The 17913-nt window shown below is 65.7% G+C and carries 19 protein-coding genes; 11 read left to right on the top strand and 8 right to left on the bottom strand.

Features of this window, described 5'->3' with window-relative positions:
* The 8 genes from JNW89_RS03320 to JNW89_RS03285 all read left to right on the top strand — a co-directional run.
* Positions 1–262: RICIN domain-containing protein (locus JNW89_RS03320; RefSeq protein ID WP_238447641.1), on the top strand; the 262-nt coding region annotated here is incomplete at its 5' end.
* Positions 263–605: 343 nt separating this feature from the next.
* Positions 606–914, top strand: a complete 309-nt coding sequence (locus JNW89_RS03315; RefSeq protein WP_238447640.1) for a hypothetical protein — start codon at positions 606–608, stop codon at positions 912–914.
* A gap of 75 nt (positions 915–989) precedes the next feature.
* Entirely contained in the window at positions 990–2762 is a 1773-nt protein-coding gene (locus tag JNW89_RS37495; protein ID WP_238447639.1) for a DUF262 domain-containing protein, read from the top strand.
* A gap of 112 nt (positions 2763–2874) precedes the next feature.
* The gene (locus JNW89_RS03305; protein WP_238447638.1) at positions 2875–3690 is read left to right on the top strand and encodes a hypothetical protein; all 816 of its coding nucleotides are present in this window, start codon (positions 2875–2877) and stop codon (positions 3688–3690) included.
* Positions 3691–3903: 213 nt separating this feature from the next.
* Complete coding sequence (locus tag JNW89_RS03300; protein WP_238447637.1) at positions 3904–4326, top strand: YbaB/EbfC family nucleoid-associated protein; 423 nt, start codon at positions 3904–3906, stop codon at positions 4324–4326.
* A gap of 3 nt (positions 4327–4329) precedes the next feature.
* On the top strand, positions 4330–4647 hold the full coding sequence (locus JNW89_RS03295; RefSeq protein ID WP_238447636.1) for a type VII secretion target: 318 nt from the start codon (positions 4330–4332) through the stop codon (positions 4645–4647).
* Positions 4644–5882, top strand: a complete 1239-nt coding sequence (locus JNW89_RS03290; protein WP_238447635.1) for a WXG100 family type VII secretion target — start codon at positions 4644–4646, stop codon at positions 5880–5882. Before JNW89_RS03295 ends, JNW89_RS03290 begins: the two co-directional genes overlap by 4 nt.
* A 44-nt stretch (positions 5883–5926) precedes the next feature.
* A complete protein-coding gene (locus JNW89_RS03285) occupies positions 5927–6256 on the top strand; it encodes a hypothetical protein (RefSeq protein ID WP_238447634.1) in 330 nt (109 codons plus the stop codon).
* A 115-nt stretch (positions 6257–6371) separates the two neighbouring features.
* On the opposite strand, the gene JNW89_RS03280 is transcribed toward JNW89_RS03285, so the two are convergent.
* Positions 6372–7316, bottom strand: coding sequence for a hypothetical protein (locus tag JNW89_RS03280; protein WP_238447633.1), 945 nt, complete (start codon positions 7314–7316; stop codon positions 6372–6374).
* A gap of 415 nt (positions 7317–7731) precedes the next feature.
* On the opposite strand from JNW89_RS03280, the gene JNW89_RS03275 reads away from it, so the two are divergent.
* Together JNW89_RS03275 and JNW89_RS03270 are read left to right on the top strand one after the other, a co-directional pair.
* On the top strand, positions 7732–8298 hold the full coding sequence (locus JNW89_RS03275; protein ID WP_238447632.1) for a hypothetical protein: 567 nt from the start codon (positions 7732–7734) through the stop codon (positions 8296–8298).
* A gap of 225 nt (positions 8299–8523) precedes the next feature.
* On the top strand, positions 8524–9126 hold the full coding sequence (locus JNW89_RS03270) for a hypothetical protein (RefSeq protein WP_238447631.1): 603 nt from the start codon (positions 8524–8526) through the stop codon (positions 9124–9126).
* Here JNW89_RS03270 and JNW89_RS03265 read toward each other — a convergent pair.
* The 4 genes from JNW89_RS03265 to JNW89_RS03250 all read right to left on the bottom strand — a co-directional run bounded on the left by JNW89_RS03265 (position 9108) and on the right by JNW89_RS03250 (position 14235).
* Positions 9108–10112 carry a pentapeptide repeat-containing protein gene (locus tag JNW89_RS03265; protein ID WP_238447630.1) on the bottom strand — a complete coding sequence of 335 codons (1005 nt, stop codon included), beginning with the start codon at positions 10110–10112 and terminating at the stop codon, positions 9108–9110. The two genes, JNW89_RS03270 and JNW89_RS03265, sit on opposite strands and share 19 nt — an antisense overlap.
* Positions 10113–10294: 182 nt before the next feature.
* Entirely contained in the window at positions 10295–10588 is a 294-nt protein-coding gene (locus tag JNW89_RS03260) for a hypothetical protein (RefSeq protein ID WP_238447629.1), read from the bottom strand.
* A gap of 389 nt (positions 10589–10977) precedes the next feature.
* Positions 10978–13596, bottom strand: a complete 2619-nt coding sequence (locus JNW89_RS03255; protein WP_238447628.1) for a hypothetical protein — start codon at positions 13594–13596, stop codon at positions 10978–10980.
* Between the two features lie 45 nt (positions 13597–13641).
* On the bottom strand, positions 13642–14235 hold the full coding sequence (locus JNW89_RS03250; RefSeq protein ID WP_238447627.1) for a hypothetical protein: 594 nt from the start codon (positions 14233–14235) through the stop codon (positions 13642–13644).
* Positions 14236–14713: 478 nt separating this feature from the next.
* Here JNW89_RS03250 and JNW89_RS03245 point away from each other — a divergent pair, with 478 nt between their 5' ends.
* The gene (locus JNW89_RS03245; protein WP_238447626.1) at positions 14714–15544 is read left to right on the top strand and encodes a hypothetical protein; all 831 of its coding nucleotides are present in this window, start codon (positions 14714–14716) and stop codon (positions 15542–15544) included.
* A 71-nt stretch (positions 15545–15615) separates the two neighbouring features.
* Here the strand turns inward: JNW89_RS03245 and JNW89_RS03240 are convergent, their stop codons facing one another.
* The 3 genes from JNW89_RS03240 to JNW89_RS03230 all read right to left on the bottom strand — a co-directional run bounded on the left by JNW89_RS03240 (position 15616) and on the right by JNW89_RS03230 (position 17824).
* On the bottom strand, positions 15616–16071 hold the full coding sequence (locus tag JNW89_RS03240; RefSeq protein WP_238447625.1) for a hypothetical protein: 456 nt from the start codon (positions 16069–16071) through the stop codon (positions 15616–15618).
* Positions 16072–16238: 167 nt separating this feature from the next.
* Positions 16239–17357, bottom strand: coding sequence for a hypothetical protein (locus JNW89_RS03235; RefSeq protein ID WP_238447624.1), 1119 nt, complete (start codon positions 17355–17357; stop codon positions 16239–16241).
* Entirely contained in the window at positions 17357–17824 is a 468-nt protein-coding gene (locus tag JNW89_RS03230) for a hypothetical protein (RefSeq protein WP_238447623.1), read from the bottom strand. Before JNW89_RS03230 ends, JNW89_RS03235 begins: the two co-directional genes overlap by 1 nt.
* Between the last annotated feature and the right edge of the window lie 89 nt (positions 17825–17913).

The following is a 17913-nucleotide window of genomic DNA, read 5'->3' as shown; positions in this document are numbered from 1 at the left end:
CGCCAGCGGGCGGTGCCTGAGCGTGCGCGGCGGCGGGACGGAGAACGGGGCCGGCCTGGTGCTGGAGAACTGCGGCTGGCGCCCGAACCAGACCTGGCACCTTCAGCGCCGTGCGGATGACAAGTGGGAGCTGCGGGCCGGGCACAGCGACAAGTGCCTCGACGCGGCCAACCCCGCCCTGACGGCCCCGCCGCCCGGCGCCTTCGTGCAGCAGTGGGAGTGCGTCGGCGGCCAGAACCAGGCATGGAACTTCACCGGCTGACTCCCGGGGCGGCCCACCCGGTCAGCCGTGACGCTCCGGGTGGGCATCAGCGCAGGCTGCGTGCCGAAGCCGCGACGACCGCCGGCAGGCACTGGCTGCTGTCCCGGGTCGACCAGAGCGGTGGGCCACTGCTGCGGCTGACGGTGGGCGTACTGGAAGCCTTCGGCATCCGGGACGGCACAAAGACACTCGCCGAAGACAAGTACCTGCTGCGCTGCCCGGACATCCGTACCGCGCAGTGGTTGCTGCGGCAGCCGCCGGTCATGGCCGGTGCGCGGATGCTCAACGGGTGGGTGGCCACCGGATCCGTCGGCGTCCGAGGTTCGGCTGCGCTTCGTACGCCGTGCTTGAACTCGACCGGGTGCTGGACGCGTCGCCGGGGGAGTTGGACGGGCATCGCCTCGGGCTGAGGGCTGCCCGGCAGAACCGGCTGGAACTCATCTCCCGGTGCACCGAGCGCCTGCTGGCCCGGATGGACGCGGCTGCGGGCAGAGCCAACGCCAAGGTGCTGCTGAATCCGATGGACTCCCCGGCTGTGGTGAAGTCGAGCATCCAGTTGGCCCGGCGGCTCAACATCACGCTGGTCGACCGGCACGCCCTGGAGATGTGGGCATGGACGGGGAAGCCCACGACGGGGATCGTCGTGGGCTGATCCCGGGTTGACCTGGGGGCGTTGTCATACAAGGCTTGGTCCTGCCTCAGCCTTCCGTGACATGGAGGACCACCCGTGGGTTTTCAGACAGCGATCACCATCGTCGACGCAGTCAAGAAGATCCAGCGACGGGAACTGGTGCTGCCGGCGATCCAGCGTGCCTTCGTGTGGAACGACGACCAGATCACCCGGCTCTTCGACAGCATCCTGCGGGGCTATCCGATCGGATCCTTCCTTTCGTGGCATGTCCGGTCCGAGACCTCGGCACAGTTCAAGTTCTACGAGTTCATGCGGGAGTACCACGAGAAGGACAACCGCTACAGCAAGGAGTTGGACGTCCCCAAGGGACAGGCCGTCGTCGCGGTGCTCGATGGCCAGCAGCGGCTGACCTCGCTCAACTTGGCGCTGCGCGGCTACTACGCCAGCAGGGTCCGCTATGGAAAGAAAAACCAGGCCAAGTCGTACCCGGCTCGACGGCTGCACCTGAACGTACTCCGAGAAGCTGCCGAGAACGAGCGGGGCGTGAAGCACGACTTCCGGATGTTAGCCGAGCCCGTCACCCAGCCAACTGACGGCTCCGCTTACTGGTTCCCGGTCTACCAACTCTTCGATGCGAGCGACCTTGGGGAGTTGATGGGCATGCTCGCCTCGCACGGTCTGGGCAACAACGGCTACGCTTCGAAACTCGTCGGTACCCTCTTCAGCGCAATCCACAGCAAGCCCATGCTGCACTTTTACGAGGAATCCGATCAGGACATCGACAAGGTGCTCGATATATTCATCCGCGTCAACTCAGCCGGTACGGTGCTTTCGCAGAGTGACCTGTTGCTCAGCATTGCGACCGCCCAGTGGAACAAGCGGGATGCCCGTAAGGAGATCCAGTCCCTCGTCGACACGCTGAACGGCCCTGAACAGCGCTTCTGGTTCAGCAAGGACGTGGTCCTCAAGAGCGGACTCATGCTTACCGGCGTGACCGATGTCGGCTTCAAGGTCCGCAACTTCAACCGCGGCAACATGCTGCGCCTGGAGGAGCGTTGGGACGAGGTGAGCGATGCGTTGACCGTGGCCGCTGGCCTTCTGGGAGACTTCGGGCTCTCGGCCGCGAACCTCACCGCCAACAGCGTTCTCATCCCTATTGCCTACTACATCCACCGACGGGGGCTCGACGAGCATTACCGTGACCGACCGGCAGAACGGGACGACCGGGCTGCTGTCCGCTCCTGGGTCATTCGGAGCTTGCTGAAGCATGGCGTGTGGGGTTCCGGCCTCGACACGCTGCTCCGAGAGTTGCGTGAGGTCATCGACAAGCACGGTGCCAACCACTTCCCGGTGGTGCAGCTTGAGGAGAGGATGACCGCCCGTGGCAAGACCCTCACCTTCACCCCTGGCGAGGTTGAGGACCTGATGGATTCGTGGTCGTACGGGAGCCCGGCGATCTTCCCGATCCTCGCCCTGCTCTTCCCGCACGTCAACACGCGCAATGTCCATCACATCGACCACGTCTTTCCCCGCTCACTGCTCACCAACGCGAAGTTGAAGAAGTACCGGGGGTACACAGAGGACGAATTGAACGAGGCCATCTGGTACCGCGACAGTCTGGCCAACCTCCAGCTCCTCGAAGGTCCGGAAAACATTGCCAAGAAGGACCGCGTCCCCCGGGAGTGGGCTCAAGAGACGTTTAGTGCAGCAGGCTACAAGAACTACCTGGAGCTGAACGCGCTTCCCGACTTGCCGGGATCGATTGACGAGTACCTCGGCTGGTGTGAACGCCGATACCATCTGCTCGGGCAGCGTCTCGCGAAGCTGCTCGGGACGACGTGGGAGGTGCCCTTGGAGCAGGCGCCCTGAGCCGCGTAGCCGCGTAGCCACGTAGATCACATGGGTTGTTACTTGGTTCGCCCAAGGTTAGGACGACTTGCGGCACTCTCGGCGCGGTAGCGACCAAGGGCAGGCGGCGATCATGAACGATGGCTACGCTCTCACGGTGACTTGGGCAAGCGACGATGCAGCGGACGCGACGGTGTGCGGTGAGTGCGGCGTGATCGCCGTGCGGAGGGATTCGCAGGTTTGGCAACATCCCGCCGCCCTTCGGGAAAGGTTCAGCCGCGACGTCTGCGCCCAGCCTCGTTCCGGCCGGCCCCCGAAGCAACGTGAACTCACGTTCGGCAGGGGAAGCCAGGTAAGGAAGGACAAGTACTCGCTGCGCAGCCCGTTGGCGGACGCGGCGACGGCACCTGGCGCAGCCATCACCGTGGGCTGCAGCGGCTTCTACAAGGTCAACACCAAGGGGCCAATCTTTCACCCGATCAGTTGGGGGTATGTGGCAGACAACGGTGAGTGGGCGCTCGGCACCGCAACTCAGCCGAAGGGCGTCGTTGGGGACCGAGCCCTCGGTGCCGACCTTCGCGCAGTGTTCTGGGCGCTGGAACACCTTCCAGCCGAGAACTCGCTGACGGTGCTGACCAGCTCGCAGGAGGTCGTTGATTTCATCGACAAGTGGCGAGCGGGCAGTGACGAGATGCCTCCGGGCTACACGCTTGAGCGCGATAGTGGCTTCCAGCCGAAGATGCTGATGCTGGCGCAGCAGTTTGCGGCGGACCCAGACTGGCTGCAGGTGCGGCAAGCGTCCGGTAATCGGCTTCAATTGGCGGCGAGAGCGCTGGCGCAGACGGCACGGTTGTATGCCATCAAGGAGATCGCCAAGGACGCCGCGTACGAAGCCGCGGAGGGACATGCCAGGTGGGCGCTGGAAGGACGCGGTCACTCCGAGGGTTAGGTGCGGAGTCCGGCGCGGTGGCGCGCTGACAAGCGGGTCTACACCAAAGTAGTGCCTGACGAGTACCCAGGGGTCGTCGCGAATTGCGACCCGATCGGTGCGGTATGCGGCATTCTTCAGGCCGGCTGGTTCGCGCGCCGGCCGGTCGCGCTTCGCGGGACTGCGACCGAGCCGCCCCGGTCGCTAAGGTGACGGCATGGGGGAACGACTGTGATGGATCCGCCCTTCGGCGCGGGAGCGGACGCGGCCGAAGAGTGGGTGCGGTCCTGGTCAGCATCCGTGTCTGAGCGGGCGGCCCAGGCGCAGGTCATGTCGCAGCGGATCGCTGACCTGACAGTGTCGGCGACCGGCGGCCGTGGCGCCGTGGAGGTCACCGTGGCCGGCAGTGGCACAGTCACGGAGCTGCGGCTCGACGATCGGGTGTGCGGGTGGTCAGGGGAGCGGATCGCCGCGGAGATCATGGTTACCATGCGCCGGGCGCAGGCCCGCCTCGCCGAGGCGGTGGCTGACGTTGCCGCCCAGACGGTCGGCGCTGGCTCCGAGACCGGGCGCGCAGTCGTGGGTAGCTACGCCACCCGGTTCCCGGCACCGCCCGACGACGGCGACGATGATCGACGCAATCCCCACCGTCGGTGAAACGTGGCTGGTCACCAGGGCTTCGAGGTCGACAGTCAGACGCTGCGTGCGCATTCCGGCATGGTTGACGGCGTTGCCGACGAGGTTGACCAGTGCCGTCGCGCCGCAGCGTCCGTTCAGCTGGGGCGCGACGCGTACGGCCGGCTGTGCCAACTCATCCCCAGCCTGATCGACCCGATCCAGCAGGCCACCATCGACACCTTGAACGGCGCTACCGACGCCCTGCAACGTGCCGCCGACGACCTACGATTCACCGCCCGCGAGTACGAGAGCGGTGACCAGGCGGTGGCGACGCGTTTCACTCGCGGAGCCGAACAATGAGCCAGGCGGCGAACCCGCTCATCGCCACCCGCCAGGACAGCACCACCGCGTTCAGCGGGGTGTTCATCGCCGAGGACATCGACAGCCTGGCGGCGAGCTACGCCGGCGGTGGCTGGATCGACACCGCGATCGGCGGGTTGGCCGTCTCCATGGACGCCCTTGCCTTCGTCACCGACCCGCTGGGTCAGCTCGTCGCCTGGGGTGTGGGCTGGCTGATCGAACATGTGAAGCCGTTGTCCGACGCCCTGGACGAACTGGCCGGCGACCCCGACCAGATCGCCGCCTACGCCGAGACCTGGCGCAACCTCAGCCACAAACTCACGGACGTCGGCGCGACCCTCGGCGATGCGGTCAGGACTCAGATCGCCGACTGGACGGGCAGCGCCTCAGACGCCTACCGACGCCACAGCGCGGAGCACCGGTCTGCGCTGGAGGCCCTCGCGAAGGCCACCGGCGTGATGGCCGAGATCACCACCGGTGCCGGCCTGCTCGTCGCCATGGTTCGTACCCTCGTCCGTGATCTCATCGCCGAGTTTGTCTCGGTGCTCGCCGTCCGACTGTGGGAGTGGCTCGCCGAAGCCGGCGTCACCCTCGGCCTGGCCACGCCGTGGGTCATCACCCAGGTCACCGCCCTCGCCGGCAAGTGGGCCGCCCGGATCACCCGGCTGCTGCAGGGCCTGATCAACAGCCTGCGTCGACTGGCACCCATCCTCCGCCGGCTCGGGGCGCACATCGAGGATCTCAAGGCCCTACTCCGCCGTCTCGCGACCCCGGGCGGCACCACGGCACCCGCGCCCCACCGGGGAACGCATCTGCTTCACTCCGAGGCCGACCCGCTCCGCAAGTGGGGCCCGGCCCAACAGACCCACCCCGAACAATGGGAGGCCGCCATCCGGCAGGCCCGGGAACTGGGTGTCGAGGTCACCTTCCGCGAGGGCGCGCTGGCGTACGGACCGAGTCCGTCACCGGGGAATCCCGGCCACCTGATCCTCGACCCCGACGCCTCGTACGGGGCCCTGCTGCACGAGATGCAACACCTACGGGATGATCGCGCTGCGGGCTGGGCCGGGATGAGAGGCTGGTTTGAAGACCCTGTCGTCCGCTACGAAAACGAGGTTCGCGCGTACCAGCAGGAGATCAGACACGCGGAATCCCTCGGCGACCAGGAGTCGGTGGACCGCCTGAACCAGTTGATCCGCGAAGAGTATTCGAAGATTTTTGGAGAGGAACCATGACGGCGCCGCCCCCACCGCACAGGCCGGCGCCGCCGGTGCGGCAGATGTCCAACGAGGATCTGACAGAGCTGGTCCAGCGGGGCGGGCCGTACCGGGGCAAGGCCGTTTTCGAGCTGGTCGACCGCGCGGCCACCGACGACGACGCGGCAACGCGGCTGGGCGACCTGAGCCGGCTTCCGGCGCTACGCGACGACCGCGTGTTCCACCTGGTCTCGCTCTCCTGGGCCGCGATCATCGGACTCCTCGCCGCGGAGACTGCGCACTCGCGAAGCGTTGCCTACGCCGCGTTCCATGCGCTGCCGGCCGCGGACCAGACTGGCTTCCTGACGTACGTCAAGGCTGAGCGGATCGAAGACGCCCACCCTCGTATCTGACTGGCAGGAGTCTGCTAACGACGGAGTTCGCTCGCTTGGGCGGCCGGCAATCATCGGGCCTGCCGGCCTGTGGGTGCGAATTTGATCCGTCGGCGTCTCAGGTTCGAACCACACATCATCGGGTCGGGTTGCTGCCGGAATCTGCGGCTGCCGGCTGATCGCCGTCGGTCTTCGGCGTGTCGACCGCCGGCTCGGGCTGCCCGTTCGCCAGCCCCTCGTCCGGTGCTGGAGAGGCGGGATGGTCGAACCAGGTGTGCGGATGGAACAGGTCGGCGTTGACGGGACCCGCCGTCCGCAGTTTCCTGCTCCACTCCGCAGCGGCCTCGGCGTCCCGCTTGACCTGCTGGACGGCGCTGATCAGGTCGTCCTTGACATCCTGCCCGAAGGTTTCGGCCGCCGGGCTGTCGACGAACAGCTCCATGACCGTGATCCATTGCCGGCAGATCCGCTCGGCAGACTCGGCCCGCCGCCGGTGTACCTCGTACTCGCGCTCCGCCTTGATGATTTCTTCACCGGACGGTCGGAGGAGTTCTCGCACCTGCTCGTCGAGTTCCACTGAGATCTCGGGAACGCAGGTGACCACGGCGTCTGTGCGCCCGGAGGTCCACCGGCCCTGCCTGGCCAGTTCGTCCTGCAGCGCCACCTCGAGCTTCCCGGCCTCCGCCGCGGGGAGGGTGCGGGAGAGCTTCGCCGCGGCGCGCCTGACCCGCTGGCTCGCCTGCGGTGTCCAGGCCTGGGCGTGCCAGCTGAGCCGGTCCGCGCTCAGCCGATCTGACGACCAGGTGAAGGTGGCGCGAACGATGAAGTGGAAAACGTAGTCCCGAGCCGGCACCGTAAGAGGCCCCGACGCGGTTCGTCGTTCGACGAGCTGGCCGCGTCGGGCTGGTGGAACGGTCGGTGCCGCGGCGGGCTCGGCGTCCTGCAGCGCCGCGACCAGGTGCTCCCAGCGCGTCTTCACCCACTGTCCCGACCGGACGGTCGCCTTCCAGGTCAGGTTGAGCCCACGCAGCCCCCGTTGGCGCCATCTGGCAGGCGGCCTGGTGCTGGAGGTGTCCGTCATGTCGTGCCCCTAGCAGCCGGGGGCGCGATACCGCGCTCAACAGCGGAAACCCGTCGTCGTCGACGCGTCGATGAACGTGTTCACCCACGCTAACAAGCAGGCTGTCGCCTTCGCGGCGGTCGTGCCGCCTCCGAAGCGTGACACCCAGACAATCTGACAAATGCCGTGAACCGGGGAGATCTCGGCCTCGCCGCCCGATCAGCGCCACCAGGGAATGAGCCCGCCTTCGCCGCCACCGTCGCAGCTGTCAGGGATCCGCCATACATAATGATCGACGGACGTGGTCGTCCTGTTGGTTGGTCAGAGCGATCCGTTAGGACGATTGAGCAGACCTGGTCATTTGTAGGCCGGCTTGATTGGATGGGCGTACCACCACACGACACCAGACAACGATTCCTCAGCTGGAGGAGCATAAGTGTCGGTCTTCAGCCGCAGAAGGAAACCTACGGCGTTCTGGCAGGAGCCCCCGTTCCGATCGACCGACCTGGCGCAGCTCTATGAGTACGCCCTGAGTTGTGTAGGCCGGGAAGACGGGATGGGCATGATGAGAAGCGGTTGGGCAATCTACAGAAAAGCCGGTTTGCACGCCCATCAAGCCGAGGACTTCCTCCGAGACGGTTACCAGTCCTGGTCACAGAGCCTCAATTTCCAGCCACGTGTCGCGATAGAATTTTTGACCGAACTATTCGAACAGCTCCGCGAGAAAAACCCAGCTGTGCCACCGAACATCTATGCCGTGCCAAGGGAATTGATCGAGCCGATAGCATCTCACTACGGCATGCGCTGCTGGGCGGGAAACGAACTCCTAGCGGTCGCAGATCATGCGAGCCGCCCAGACCTGCGCGAGCGATACGAGCCGGTCGTTTTCGCGGCGATCGTCCGCAGTCCGCCGGAATTCGTACCAGCACGCTCCAAGGGCTGGGCACGCGCCTACGCACACGACCACGGTGAGCCTGAGCCTTGGCCCGGCTTGGGCGGCTAAAAGGACGAGAGCATCTCCTGAGGAAGCCTGACTTGTCAGCCAGAAGTGATCAACTCAAGGCACCGAGCGGCGGTAATTGGAATAGGTCATATCAGGCACACGATCCGTATCGGCTACGGCTCCTGGAGGCACGGCATGCCATCTCGACTTCCTGCGTTCGACGCTGTCCAGCGGCTACGCGTTGCTTTGAACGAACTTTACCTGGACCGACATCAACCGGACCCGGTGCAGCTGGAAACGATCGTGCAGGTGCAACAGCGAAGCAGACCTCTGTCAAGCAGAGCAATTAGCGAGATCCTCGAATGCGATCCGTGCCCGCCGCAGGATCAGCTGCTCGCGGTGGTGAAGGCACTCGGGGGTGACACGGCCATGTTCCGTCAGCTGTGGAACGACATCTACGCGGAGCCCGCCACATCGCCATTGGAACCGCCGGTTCAGCGGGGGGCGTGCGTAGGACGGTTCACATCACCGCAGCCCGACGCGACGGTCGGCACGCGGATTCGCGTCGGTGGCCTTGTGCGGGACGTACCTAACCGTCACCATGTGTGGATTGCTCATCAGGTGGACCCCGGAGGCCTGTTCTGGCCTAAGGACTTCGAAGTGGTGCTCGACGGCAATGGCCACTTCGAACGCTACGTCTACGAGGGCAGCGGCCGCCGGAACCTGCACCTGCTGCTCCTGCTCACCTCACAAGCTGGCCACACTCAGCTCACTGAATGGGCGACGGAGTGCAAGCGCTCGCGCAGCTACCCTGGGGTGCCGCCATCGCCCGACTGGTACCTGGAACTTGACCGGATCACAGTCCGCCACTATCCCTCATCACCGTGAGGCTTTGGCTCACGGGGCTCCGATGCGCCGCGGTGCGCCCTCGGAGCGCGTCGGGTTGAATGGTTCCGAACTGCCGCCGCCAAACCGGGCGGAAGTTGCGTCTTTCCGTCCATATCGCAGCCAGCCAGTTGTTCCGCCGTCACGTTCATTGACCAGAGATGTGGGCGACCGTGCAGGGCAGCGCCCTGTAGTTGAGCCCCATCCAGGGTCGCGTTCCCGAGCCGTGCTCCGTCAAGCTTTGCCTCCTGGAGCTGTGCCCTGGTCAGGTTTGCAGACTCCAACCAGGTTCCGTAAAAGTCCGCGCCCTGGAGTTGTGCGCCGTCCAGCCAGGCGTCCCGGAACCGCCCCTCGATGAGGACCGCCTCTCGGAGATCGGCCCCGGTCAGGTATGCGCCCTGCATCTGAACTTCGACCAGGCTGGCGCCTCGCATGCTTGCATCGATTAGTTGAGCCCACCGGAGATCCGACTGATCGAGCATCGCTCGATCAAGGCGGGCCCTGGTCAGCTCCGCCCCCCGCAGGTTGGCCCTGCGGAGGTCGAGCTTGTTGCGTTCGTGCCGGTTCGGCCGGCGCGCAATTACTGTCAACGCCGCCTGCACGTCGGTCGCGGGCTTTGGATCAGTCCAAGGCTCGGCCACTGGCGCCTGCCCCGTATCCGCAGCCGCGCCAGGGGCAGATGCGAGAGGGGCGTGTTCGCGCACGAACGCCGCGAGGACCTCGAGTACGGTGTCGTGGTCGCGGGGAGACTCCACCATGAGGTGTTCCAAGGCGAAGATCCCGCCCAGTCGTTCCTCCAGCTTTCCCGCCGCGAGTTGGGTGACTGCCTTTGAATACCGGTCGGTGATCTGCCCCCGGCGCGACAAAAAGTAGGTGCGGGCGGTGAACGACAAGCCGACAAGCGCGGCAACGCCCGCTGCGGCGGTGAGCAGCGTCTTACGTACGGCATCGATTGCGTCCGCCCGCTCCTTGCCGTGCAGATCCGCCACAGCGGACCCACCCGCCCAGTCGGTCGCCGGAGCCAGCAGAAGGACGACCAGCCCGACCAACGCGACCGCGATTGCGATGGTGGCGGTTACGACGAGAGCGCCTCGTCGAAACCGCCACATCCACCGCCGAATTCCGCCTACTGCTCCCACACACATCATCCCAGTCGACGAAATGCGCCCCACTATGCCACTGTCTCCACCTGACAACCGGGATCCGCGGCCTGGAAGGCTCGCACGAAGCCGTCTACCGAGCGTCTCGCGTGCCCGCCGCCTCCGATACCGTGGCCACAGGCCAACAACACCTCGCGGATGTCGCCTCGATCCCACACATACATGTGGACAAAAGAGGCGTTCCCCTTCGCGCCGGCGTTGAACTTGGATACACCCACGCCGACACTGAAGTGTGGCTTGTCGTCATCGAGGCCAGAAAACGGTGAATTGTCAGTCGGTGTGAAGAAGGCGTTGCTGTCGTGCATCCCCAGCTTCCCGAGAAGCCGACCTGTGCTCGATCCCAAGGTTCCCGCAGTTTGCCGAAACAGCTCGGCGCACTCCTTTACCGCAAGGCGCGTAGCCAGCTGTGTAGCCTTGTCTCCCACTGCTCCTCCTAAAAGTACCCGAAGGTAAAGTTCGACCAGTGAGGCCCGGGACGTGCGAGTGGCGGACGGTCGTTCGGAATTTGGATTGTGGACACCTGCGACACAGAATACGGATTGAAGGCTGCCGCCCTATCACCCCTTTGGCCTATATCTCTCGGCTGGATGTGCGAACGGTGCCGAACGATCATCGCGTCAGTCGTGTTTCTGACACCACGTACGTTCTGATTATTGGGCCGGGCGCAGCGACCTCCATGGTCGGCCTCTGCTCCCTATTGACGAACGTCGTGGCGTCTGAGGTAAGAGCGTAGATGTCGCGCCCAGCGCCGGCCAACGAGGTCGTGTGGCTCGATCCACTGTGTCGGCACCGGCCGGACCGGCAGACCGACCGATTGAAGGAAGCATTCGACCGGCACCCACGGGCGGGTGCGCCCCTCTAGTCGGTCGACTTCCTGCTGTAGCCCAGTCAACCGGTCCCAGTCACCAGCGAGTCGGGCGTCGCAGAACTCTGCAAAGGCGTATCGGAACCCGATGGCGCCGGTGGGGCCGGACGCCAGGTCCAAGGCCTTGAGCCGATCGAGCATGACCGAGATCTCCGCGGGATCAGACCGGTGCACGAGAACCATGGCGAGCAGGGCGCTGCGGGTAGCGACGGTATGGCCGGCGAGTTCGGCCATGTCGCGGAAGTTCTCAACCTCGTCGATGCCGACATCGTCAAGCAGGAAAGCCCGGCGTTCGAGGAACACCCCGAGATCCTCAAGGTATTCTCGCTGGCGGCCGGCGGCACGCAGCCCCGACAGCTTCTCGCCAATTTCAGCGAAGTACCGTTGCGGGCGACCGTGCGCGTACTCCTGGGTCCGAGTGATCAGTGCCCGGACCCGAAGGTTCGCGGCGGCGTCCCGGGCATCCACGAATCGGCGTGCCGTGCTCAGAACCTGCGGCCGCTGCCCGAGGTGCAACGGGGTCGGGACCTCCGCCGAAAGCTCGTCGAAGACCTGCAGCGCCTCGTCCCAGCGGTGCTGCGCCTTGAGGGTGTAGCCGAGATGCCGGCGGGCGATGTTGCGCAACGGGTGGTCGGCGCGGGAAATGTGGCGAAGGAGCCGCAGGCGTTCCTCGGCAGGCGTCTCCAGGGCCTTGGCGGCGATGAAGTTCAGCACGTGCCGGCCGTACTCGGTTCTGCTCGCCGTCGGCACGCGGGGGCGCAGCCCCTGCACGGACGGGCTGAACACGATGGCCCTCGACAGCCAATCCGCGTAGGAGGCGCTCGGCGAGGCCTCCAGCGTGGTGTCTTGCTCGCACACCAGCCCAATGGCGATACCGATGGCATCCAGAACGCCGCTGTTCTCCTCGCGTTCCTTGGCAGCGTCGTGCATCAGCCGCGCCGCTGCGGCCGCACGGCTGGCGGCCACTTCCCAATCGCGCTCGGACCAGCCGCCGGCGACCTGGTGATCGGTGCGACGGATCGCTTCCCGCACCGCGTCGTGCATACGGTAAGGGAATCGTTGGCCGTCCTGCCGATCGATCATGGGACGGGTGACGGCCCGTTCGGCGCACCCGTGGTCGACATCCGCGGCCGCGGCGATGAGCGCCGTGTCGAAGACGCGGAACAGGCAGGCCGCCCGTATCGCCCGCTGCTCGTCGGCGGGAATGTCGTCCAGGACGCGCATCACCAGCGAGCGGAGCCCTCCGGTCACCTCGTTGACCTGGACCAGTCGGCCCTGGCCGGCGTCCTTCACGGAGAGTGCGACCTGTCGGGCGAGTTCGAGGTACTGGGGCAGGCCGGCCGACGATCGAACGAGTTCCTCCACCACCTCGTCGCTCATCGGCAGGTCGAGTAGGCGCCGGCCGCGCTCGATCAGCGCCCGCGTGTCGGACGGCGAGAGATTACCGACGAGGTGCTGCCGTGGCGCGTCCTGTGCACCTGGCACTAGGCCTGGCCATGTCCACCGGCCGCGGTACGGCAGGTCGGCTCGGCATTCGTCGTACCAGTCCAGCATGTTCCGCCCGGTCAGCACGAACAGGACGTTGGGCATGTCATGGATCAGCGTGTTCAGGTGGCACTCCGACACCCTTCGCTTATCCAGTGCAAGGCGCTCGGTGGTGTCGACGAAGACTGTCAAGAGCGGGGACGGGGCCATCGTCGCCAGCTCCCATGACAGGGTCGCCGCGATTTCGCAGGCAAGGACCGGCCGCGCCTCCGTGGGGCTGGGGTCGTCCGCGCAACGCAGAAGGAAGTCTTCGAAGCCAGCGAATGCGCTTACACCGAGCCGTACGTCACGCCGCCGGCGTAGGATCCCGATGATCTTGCGGACGCCCCACACGCCGATGCCGACCGGGGTGCCCACGGTGTAGTCGGCCGCGGATCCGAGGTCCTTGAGGATCTCACCGGCCGTGTCGGCGACGACGTCGGCGTACTCGGTGCGGCTGCGAATACTGGGCAGCGGCTCGCCGGGGCGCACAGCGGACCAGTAGGCGGTGAACGCGAGATCGAAGACCGGCCAGCGTCGGCGAATGTCCGCCACGCCGGCGCGTAGCGCGAGCAGCACCGCCGTCATGTCAATCCGTCCGGCGGAGCCGTGGAGATCGATGCGGACGCTTGCGTCGACCTTCGTGGCCGGCGTGGGCCCCCAACCGTTGACGAGTGGCAGGTCGTGCTTGACCCACGCCTCCAGTCGCTCTGACAAGGCTGTCTTGCCGATACCGCCGAGCCCGTAGAAGGTGACGAGATTGCGCCGTGCAAGACCGACCTCGTCATCCTGGTCAATCAGCCGCCGGAAACTCGCCAGCGCCGCCTTGAACGCCTGTGACTCCGTCTGGCGGTCGGTGAAAAGTTCACCGGCGTGCGGCAGCCAACCACGGTCGCTGCCACCAGCAGGGGGTGGAACCCTCATAAAGAAATCGCACCACCTTGATCACTCGGTCCAGATCAGCCTCCTTCAGTACCGCTCGGCTCGTTCCACAATCCCTGTATCGATCGCCAGACCCTTGGCCTTGAGGGATCGGATGCGGTCGGCTGACGCCGCGAGCAGGGTGCGGACGTCGACGTCGCCGGTGCTGCTGGCCACGAGCTTGGTGTTCACGTCCAGCGCGGCAAGGCTGATCAGCGCATACCCGGCCACCTCCGCCTGCACTTCGTCCGGTGCCCGATCCAGACCGATGTCCATCCAGTCCGCTGGGCCGAGAAGTGGCGCGACCGCGTCCGACCAGAAGCTGACGAACAGCCAGATCCGCCCCACCAGTACCGGATCGCCGCTGTCGGCGGCGTAACGGGCCACCGCACTCAGCCACCGCCAGGGGCGATGCACGTCGCCGCCCGTGGTGACCAGGTCGACCATGCTGGTGTAGCCGCCCGCCTTGGCGATCGCGTTCGCGGCCCGGCGTACCGGTGCATCGTGGCCGACTGCTTGTTCGAAGTCGGTCAGCAGGCGCCGCACTTCCACGCAGTCCGCGTCGTTGACGCTTATCGGGCGAAGTCGATCGGAGCCGTGGGAGTCATTGCGCTTGTCGCGACGGTTGCCGAAGAGTCGCATACCGATCCTCCATGGCGTATCGGGACTACGAAGCCTCGGCGTCGAACGTCAGTATGTCAATGACGGGAATCTGACACGCATCAGAGAACGTTCGCTGGCGACGAGGGGTGCCGCCTCATGACGATTTGGATCCAGGCAGGGATGATCGTCGCGGTTTGCTGGCCGTGAGTGTGGCGGCTACGAGAACAGGTGATATCGGCGTGGACCGTCCGTCGTCCCTGGGCGTACGGAGCGAGCCCAACTGGGCCGTTCCGGCGGTTGGCGGCCGGCGTCACCAGCCCTATTTTGTGCACTACCACCGGCGGTTCACGAATGGATGATGATGAGCAGGAGACGCTGGTTACACGAGACGGGGCAGGCGGTCAGCAATGCGAGCGGGCACGTACGCGGCAAGTTGCCCCGGCCGCCGGAGAATCTGGCCACCTGGATCGCGGGAACGAGTAGGACGGTCCGAGAGGTCGCGGCCACGGTTCCGAGAATGTTCGCCACGGTGGATGGTCCGGCGCTTCCCCTGCAGGAGACCTGGGCGGTCGGGCTCGGGGACCTCTTGAGGGACCATCCCGAGTTCCCGGGCATGCCCGGCATCGCCGTCGGCTACCTGAACAAACTCGGGAGTCTGGCGATCTCCTCCAAGTCGATCAGCTTCGATGGTACGGAGGTGCCGTGGAACAAGATTGAAGAAATCGAGTTCGGCAGCGCCTCAGAATTGCTGATATCCCGGGCGCTGGAGCACGAGATCGAACGTTTGACGGATCAGCTGCCACCCATGCCCGGCAGGGCCTGGCTCGTGCGGCAGGCCGTCGACGTGCTGATCGCCCTGTGCTCTTCTGCCGACGTGCCGGACGGCAATACACGTTTGCGTAGCGCGGGCATGGTTGGCGAAACCTCTGTCGGCGTTCCGGTGAAGATCGCGTTCCGTGCCGGCCGCCTCCGCGGCAGCAGGAAACTGACGCCGGGAATGTTTGTCACGCTCGTCGCGGCGTTGGTCCCGAACACTTCTGCGGCGATTTCGGCGATTGCCCGCGAACGGGGTGTCAAGATTACGGCGTCGCCACCGCTGCGCTACCGGGAGCAGGCGGTCGCCATACGCCAGGTCGCCGGCGCGGTCGCTGAGCGGCTCCGGCGCGGGAACCAGCCGCATTCGATCGAGGTTGTCGCTGCCTCGGAGCCTGAGGCCTTGGATATCGAGGTGGCGGACGAAGGCGGGATTGCGGCAGAGGTTGTCGCACCACGCACCCAGGGCGGGCACCCGCTAGCGGAAATGGCAGGCCCGCCGGCGCTCGAACGAGGATCAGACGACGAGCCATAGTCCTTCCTCGCCAAAGTCTGGGCCGGAGGCAGGCAGGCAGTCGACCGTCGCCTGCCCGCCTCGCGCGACGTTCAGTACCGATCCGCCCCGGTGAGGAGATGCTCAAGCCGGTCCGCGGTCGACGTCACGAGCGCCAGTGGCCGTTCGAACTCGTTGATGTTCAGGTTGAGCAGGGGCACGGCGTGGCGGAAGGTCACCATGTCCCCCACGACGGACACTCCGCCACAGACCGTGTTCCCAACTTCGCGCAGCGCCTGTACCAGGTTCACCGAGTTCAAGTCCCCGAAGGCCGACTCGATCTGCACCCACTCCTCATCCCCGTCCGCCAGGGCGACGTGGCAGAGCAGCACGACCTGTGAACGCAGGTTCCCGGTCTCGAAGACGAGCTTGATCAGGTCCTGCTGCTCATCGGAAATCTTGTAGTTCGACCGTACGTAGGATTTGAGGTCGGCCCAGGTCGCCATTTGATCCTCCCTTTCCGTTTCTTTGCCGGAAGGCGGTTCATGCGTCAGGAGCAACGGCTCCATTGCACCGACCTTCTGCCCTTCGTTCGGGGTAAGGGTGAGTGCACTCTACTGATGGCGGAATCGCAACCCCTGATCAACCCGCTGTTCAAGATCTGTCAATTCGATCGCGACTTTCGGACGAAATTGCGTTGGAGCTTCGGGCGGGGTGAGTCGGCCATGCGTTGCCGTCACCCGGATTCCTGCGGCCGTCCGTCCTCATTGTGGCTCGAATGGTTGGGGTCGCGGGGTCGACCTGAGGTAAGCCGTTCGTAGAACTCGCGGCAGCGGGTCTTCCAATCCAGCTCCGACTCACCCGTCAGGCAGCGCGTGAGCAGAGAACACACGCCGTCGACCACCTCGGGATCGGTGATGTGCTGCTCGTATGTCTCGAGCGTTTCGGCCAGCCGGCGGCGGGCGCCGGACTCGACGAGGTCGAGCGTGGCCATCGCTCGGACGGCGGCCGGCAGATCGATGCCGACCAGCGCCGGGATGAGGCGTCTGGCGACGCCGACGTCAGCGGTCCGGTTTGCCACCGAGATGCAGTGTGCGAAGAATTCCGGATCGGCGGGCCGAGGCACGTAGAGCTTCGGTAGCAGCTCGATCGCGAGTCGCTGTACTCCCTGCTCCATGCTGGACATCAGGGCGATGATGATCTCCTCGTCGGCGGCACGGTGTGCGGCGAGCGCGCGAATCGCCTGCTTCCGGGCGATCTTGTTCTCGAACTCGTCAACCGCGATCTCGGCGCCGACAAGAAGTTCGGACCGGCTGAGCCGAGTGGGCTCATCGAAGAGCCGGGCCACCGCAGCCCGCTTGTTGCGTTCCTCCATCTGGTGTAGGGCCAGTTCCGTCAGCCTGGACAGCTGACTCTTGAAGCGGTCCTTGAAGCCTCCGTATGAGAACGGGATGATGGTCAGCCGTCGCTCTGACTCCACCTCGCTGAGGATGTCGACCAGCTTCTGCTTGTCGCGGTCGCGGATTCCGGCGGCCTCCCTGGTGAGGGTTTTGTACACCTGGTAGGTCCGATCGAGGCAGAGGACCAGGATCGGCTTCCCGATGGCCAGGGCCTCCCGGAGCTCCGTCCTCCACGTGATCTCCCCGTACGCCTCTACGATGACGAACACGCACACGTGTGCGTGCCGCACGGTGTCGCGGGAGTTGGTCTCCCAACTTGCCTGCGCGTGGTTGACATGCAGGATGTCCCCGGACAGGTAGTGCCAGACCTCCGCGTCAAAGCCGTTGGCGACGTGGATGAAGTCCTCGCGGTAGCGCTCTGTGTCGTGGGCGCCGCACAACATGATCCGTAGCATCAGTTCACCGCCCGGTACCAGAGCGACCGGATGTCGACGTGTGGTTCATCGTTTGGCGCGCCGACGAGGAACAGCGCGTGTACGGGCGGGTCGCAGTCGAGTTGGAACGGTACGGACACCTCACCGCGGCTCTTGCCGGTCATCAGCCGTAGGCCGGATCGGGGGAGGGTCAGTGTCAACCGGGCACTCCACGGACCCCAGGCCAGTCGTATCTGGTGTGGCCGGCCGACGGTTGCCGGCGTCGGCCGCAGGTGTATCGCCACCAGGCCGCTGTACCCGGATGGCCAGGTGTGCACGTGAAGTCTGCTGACCTCGTCGGTGCGCCACGGATCCCAGTGGCCCCGACTGGCGGACAGGACAGCGGCTTCGATCCAGCCCCGTGCCGAGTAGACACGGTCGAGCACCGAAGCCAGGTGCAGTGGGATCGGTGCGCCGTTCTCGTAACGGCTGAGGCTGGACTTGCTCACATGGGCCGCCTCCGCCATATCCCGGAGCTCCGCCGTCCCCGGAACCGCTTCAACGCGGTACCGATCTCGTGGTCGGAGGCGAGGAGTCG

The sequence above is a fragment of the Micromonospora sp. 4G55 genome, from assembly GCF_016803375.1.
The sequence above is the reverse complement of the archived record's forward strand: the minus strand, read 5'-3'. Positions and strand labels throughout refer to the sequence as shown.

Bases quoted from the DNA above. Each gene is read 5' to 3' on its own strand.
- JNW89_RS03300 (WP_238447637.1), top strand. From the start codon at position 3,904: ATGGATCCGCCCTTCGGCGCGGGAGCGGACGCGGCCGAAGAGTGGGTG.
- JNW89_RS03245 (WP_238447626.1), top strand. From the start codon at position 14,714: ATGTTCGCCACGGTGGATGGTCCGGCGCTTCCCCTGCAGGAGACCTGG.
- JNW89_RS03290 (WP_238447635.1), top strand. From the start codon at position 4,644: ATGAGCCAGGCGGCGAACCCGCTCATCGCCACCCGCCAGGACAGCACC.
- JNW89_RS03255 (WP_238447628.1), bottom strand. From the start codon at position 13,596: ATGAGGGTTCCACCCCCTGCTGGTGGCAGCGACCGTGGTTGGCTGCCG.
- JNW89_RS03235 (WP_238447624.1), bottom strand. From the start codon at position 17,357: ATGCTACGGATCATGTTGTGCGGCGCCCACGACACAGAGCGCTACCGC.
- JNW89_RS03260 (WP_238447629.1), bottom strand. From the start codon at position 10,588: ATGCACGACAGCAACGCCTTCTTCACACCGACTGACAATTCACCGTTT.
- JNW89_RS03305 (WP_238447638.1), top strand. From the start codon at position 2,875: ATGAACGATGGCTACGCTCTCACGGTGACTTGGGCAAGCGACGATGCA.
- JNW89_RS03280 (WP_238447633.1), bottom strand. From the start codon at position 7,316: ATGACGGACACCTCCAGCACCAGGCCGCCTGCCAGATGGCGCCAACGG.
- JNW89_RS03285 (WP_238447634.1), top strand. From the start codon at position 5,927: ATGTCCAACGAGGATCTGACAGAGCTGGTCCAGCGGGGCGGGCCGTAC.
- JNW89_RS03240 (WP_238447625.1), bottom strand. From the start codon at position 16,071: ATGGAGCCGTTGCTCCTGACGCATGAACCGCCTTCCGGCAAAGAAACG.
- JNW89_RS03250 (WP_238447627.1), bottom strand. From the start codon at position 14,235: ATGCGACTCTTCGGCAACCGTCGCGACAAGCGCAATGACTCCCACGGC.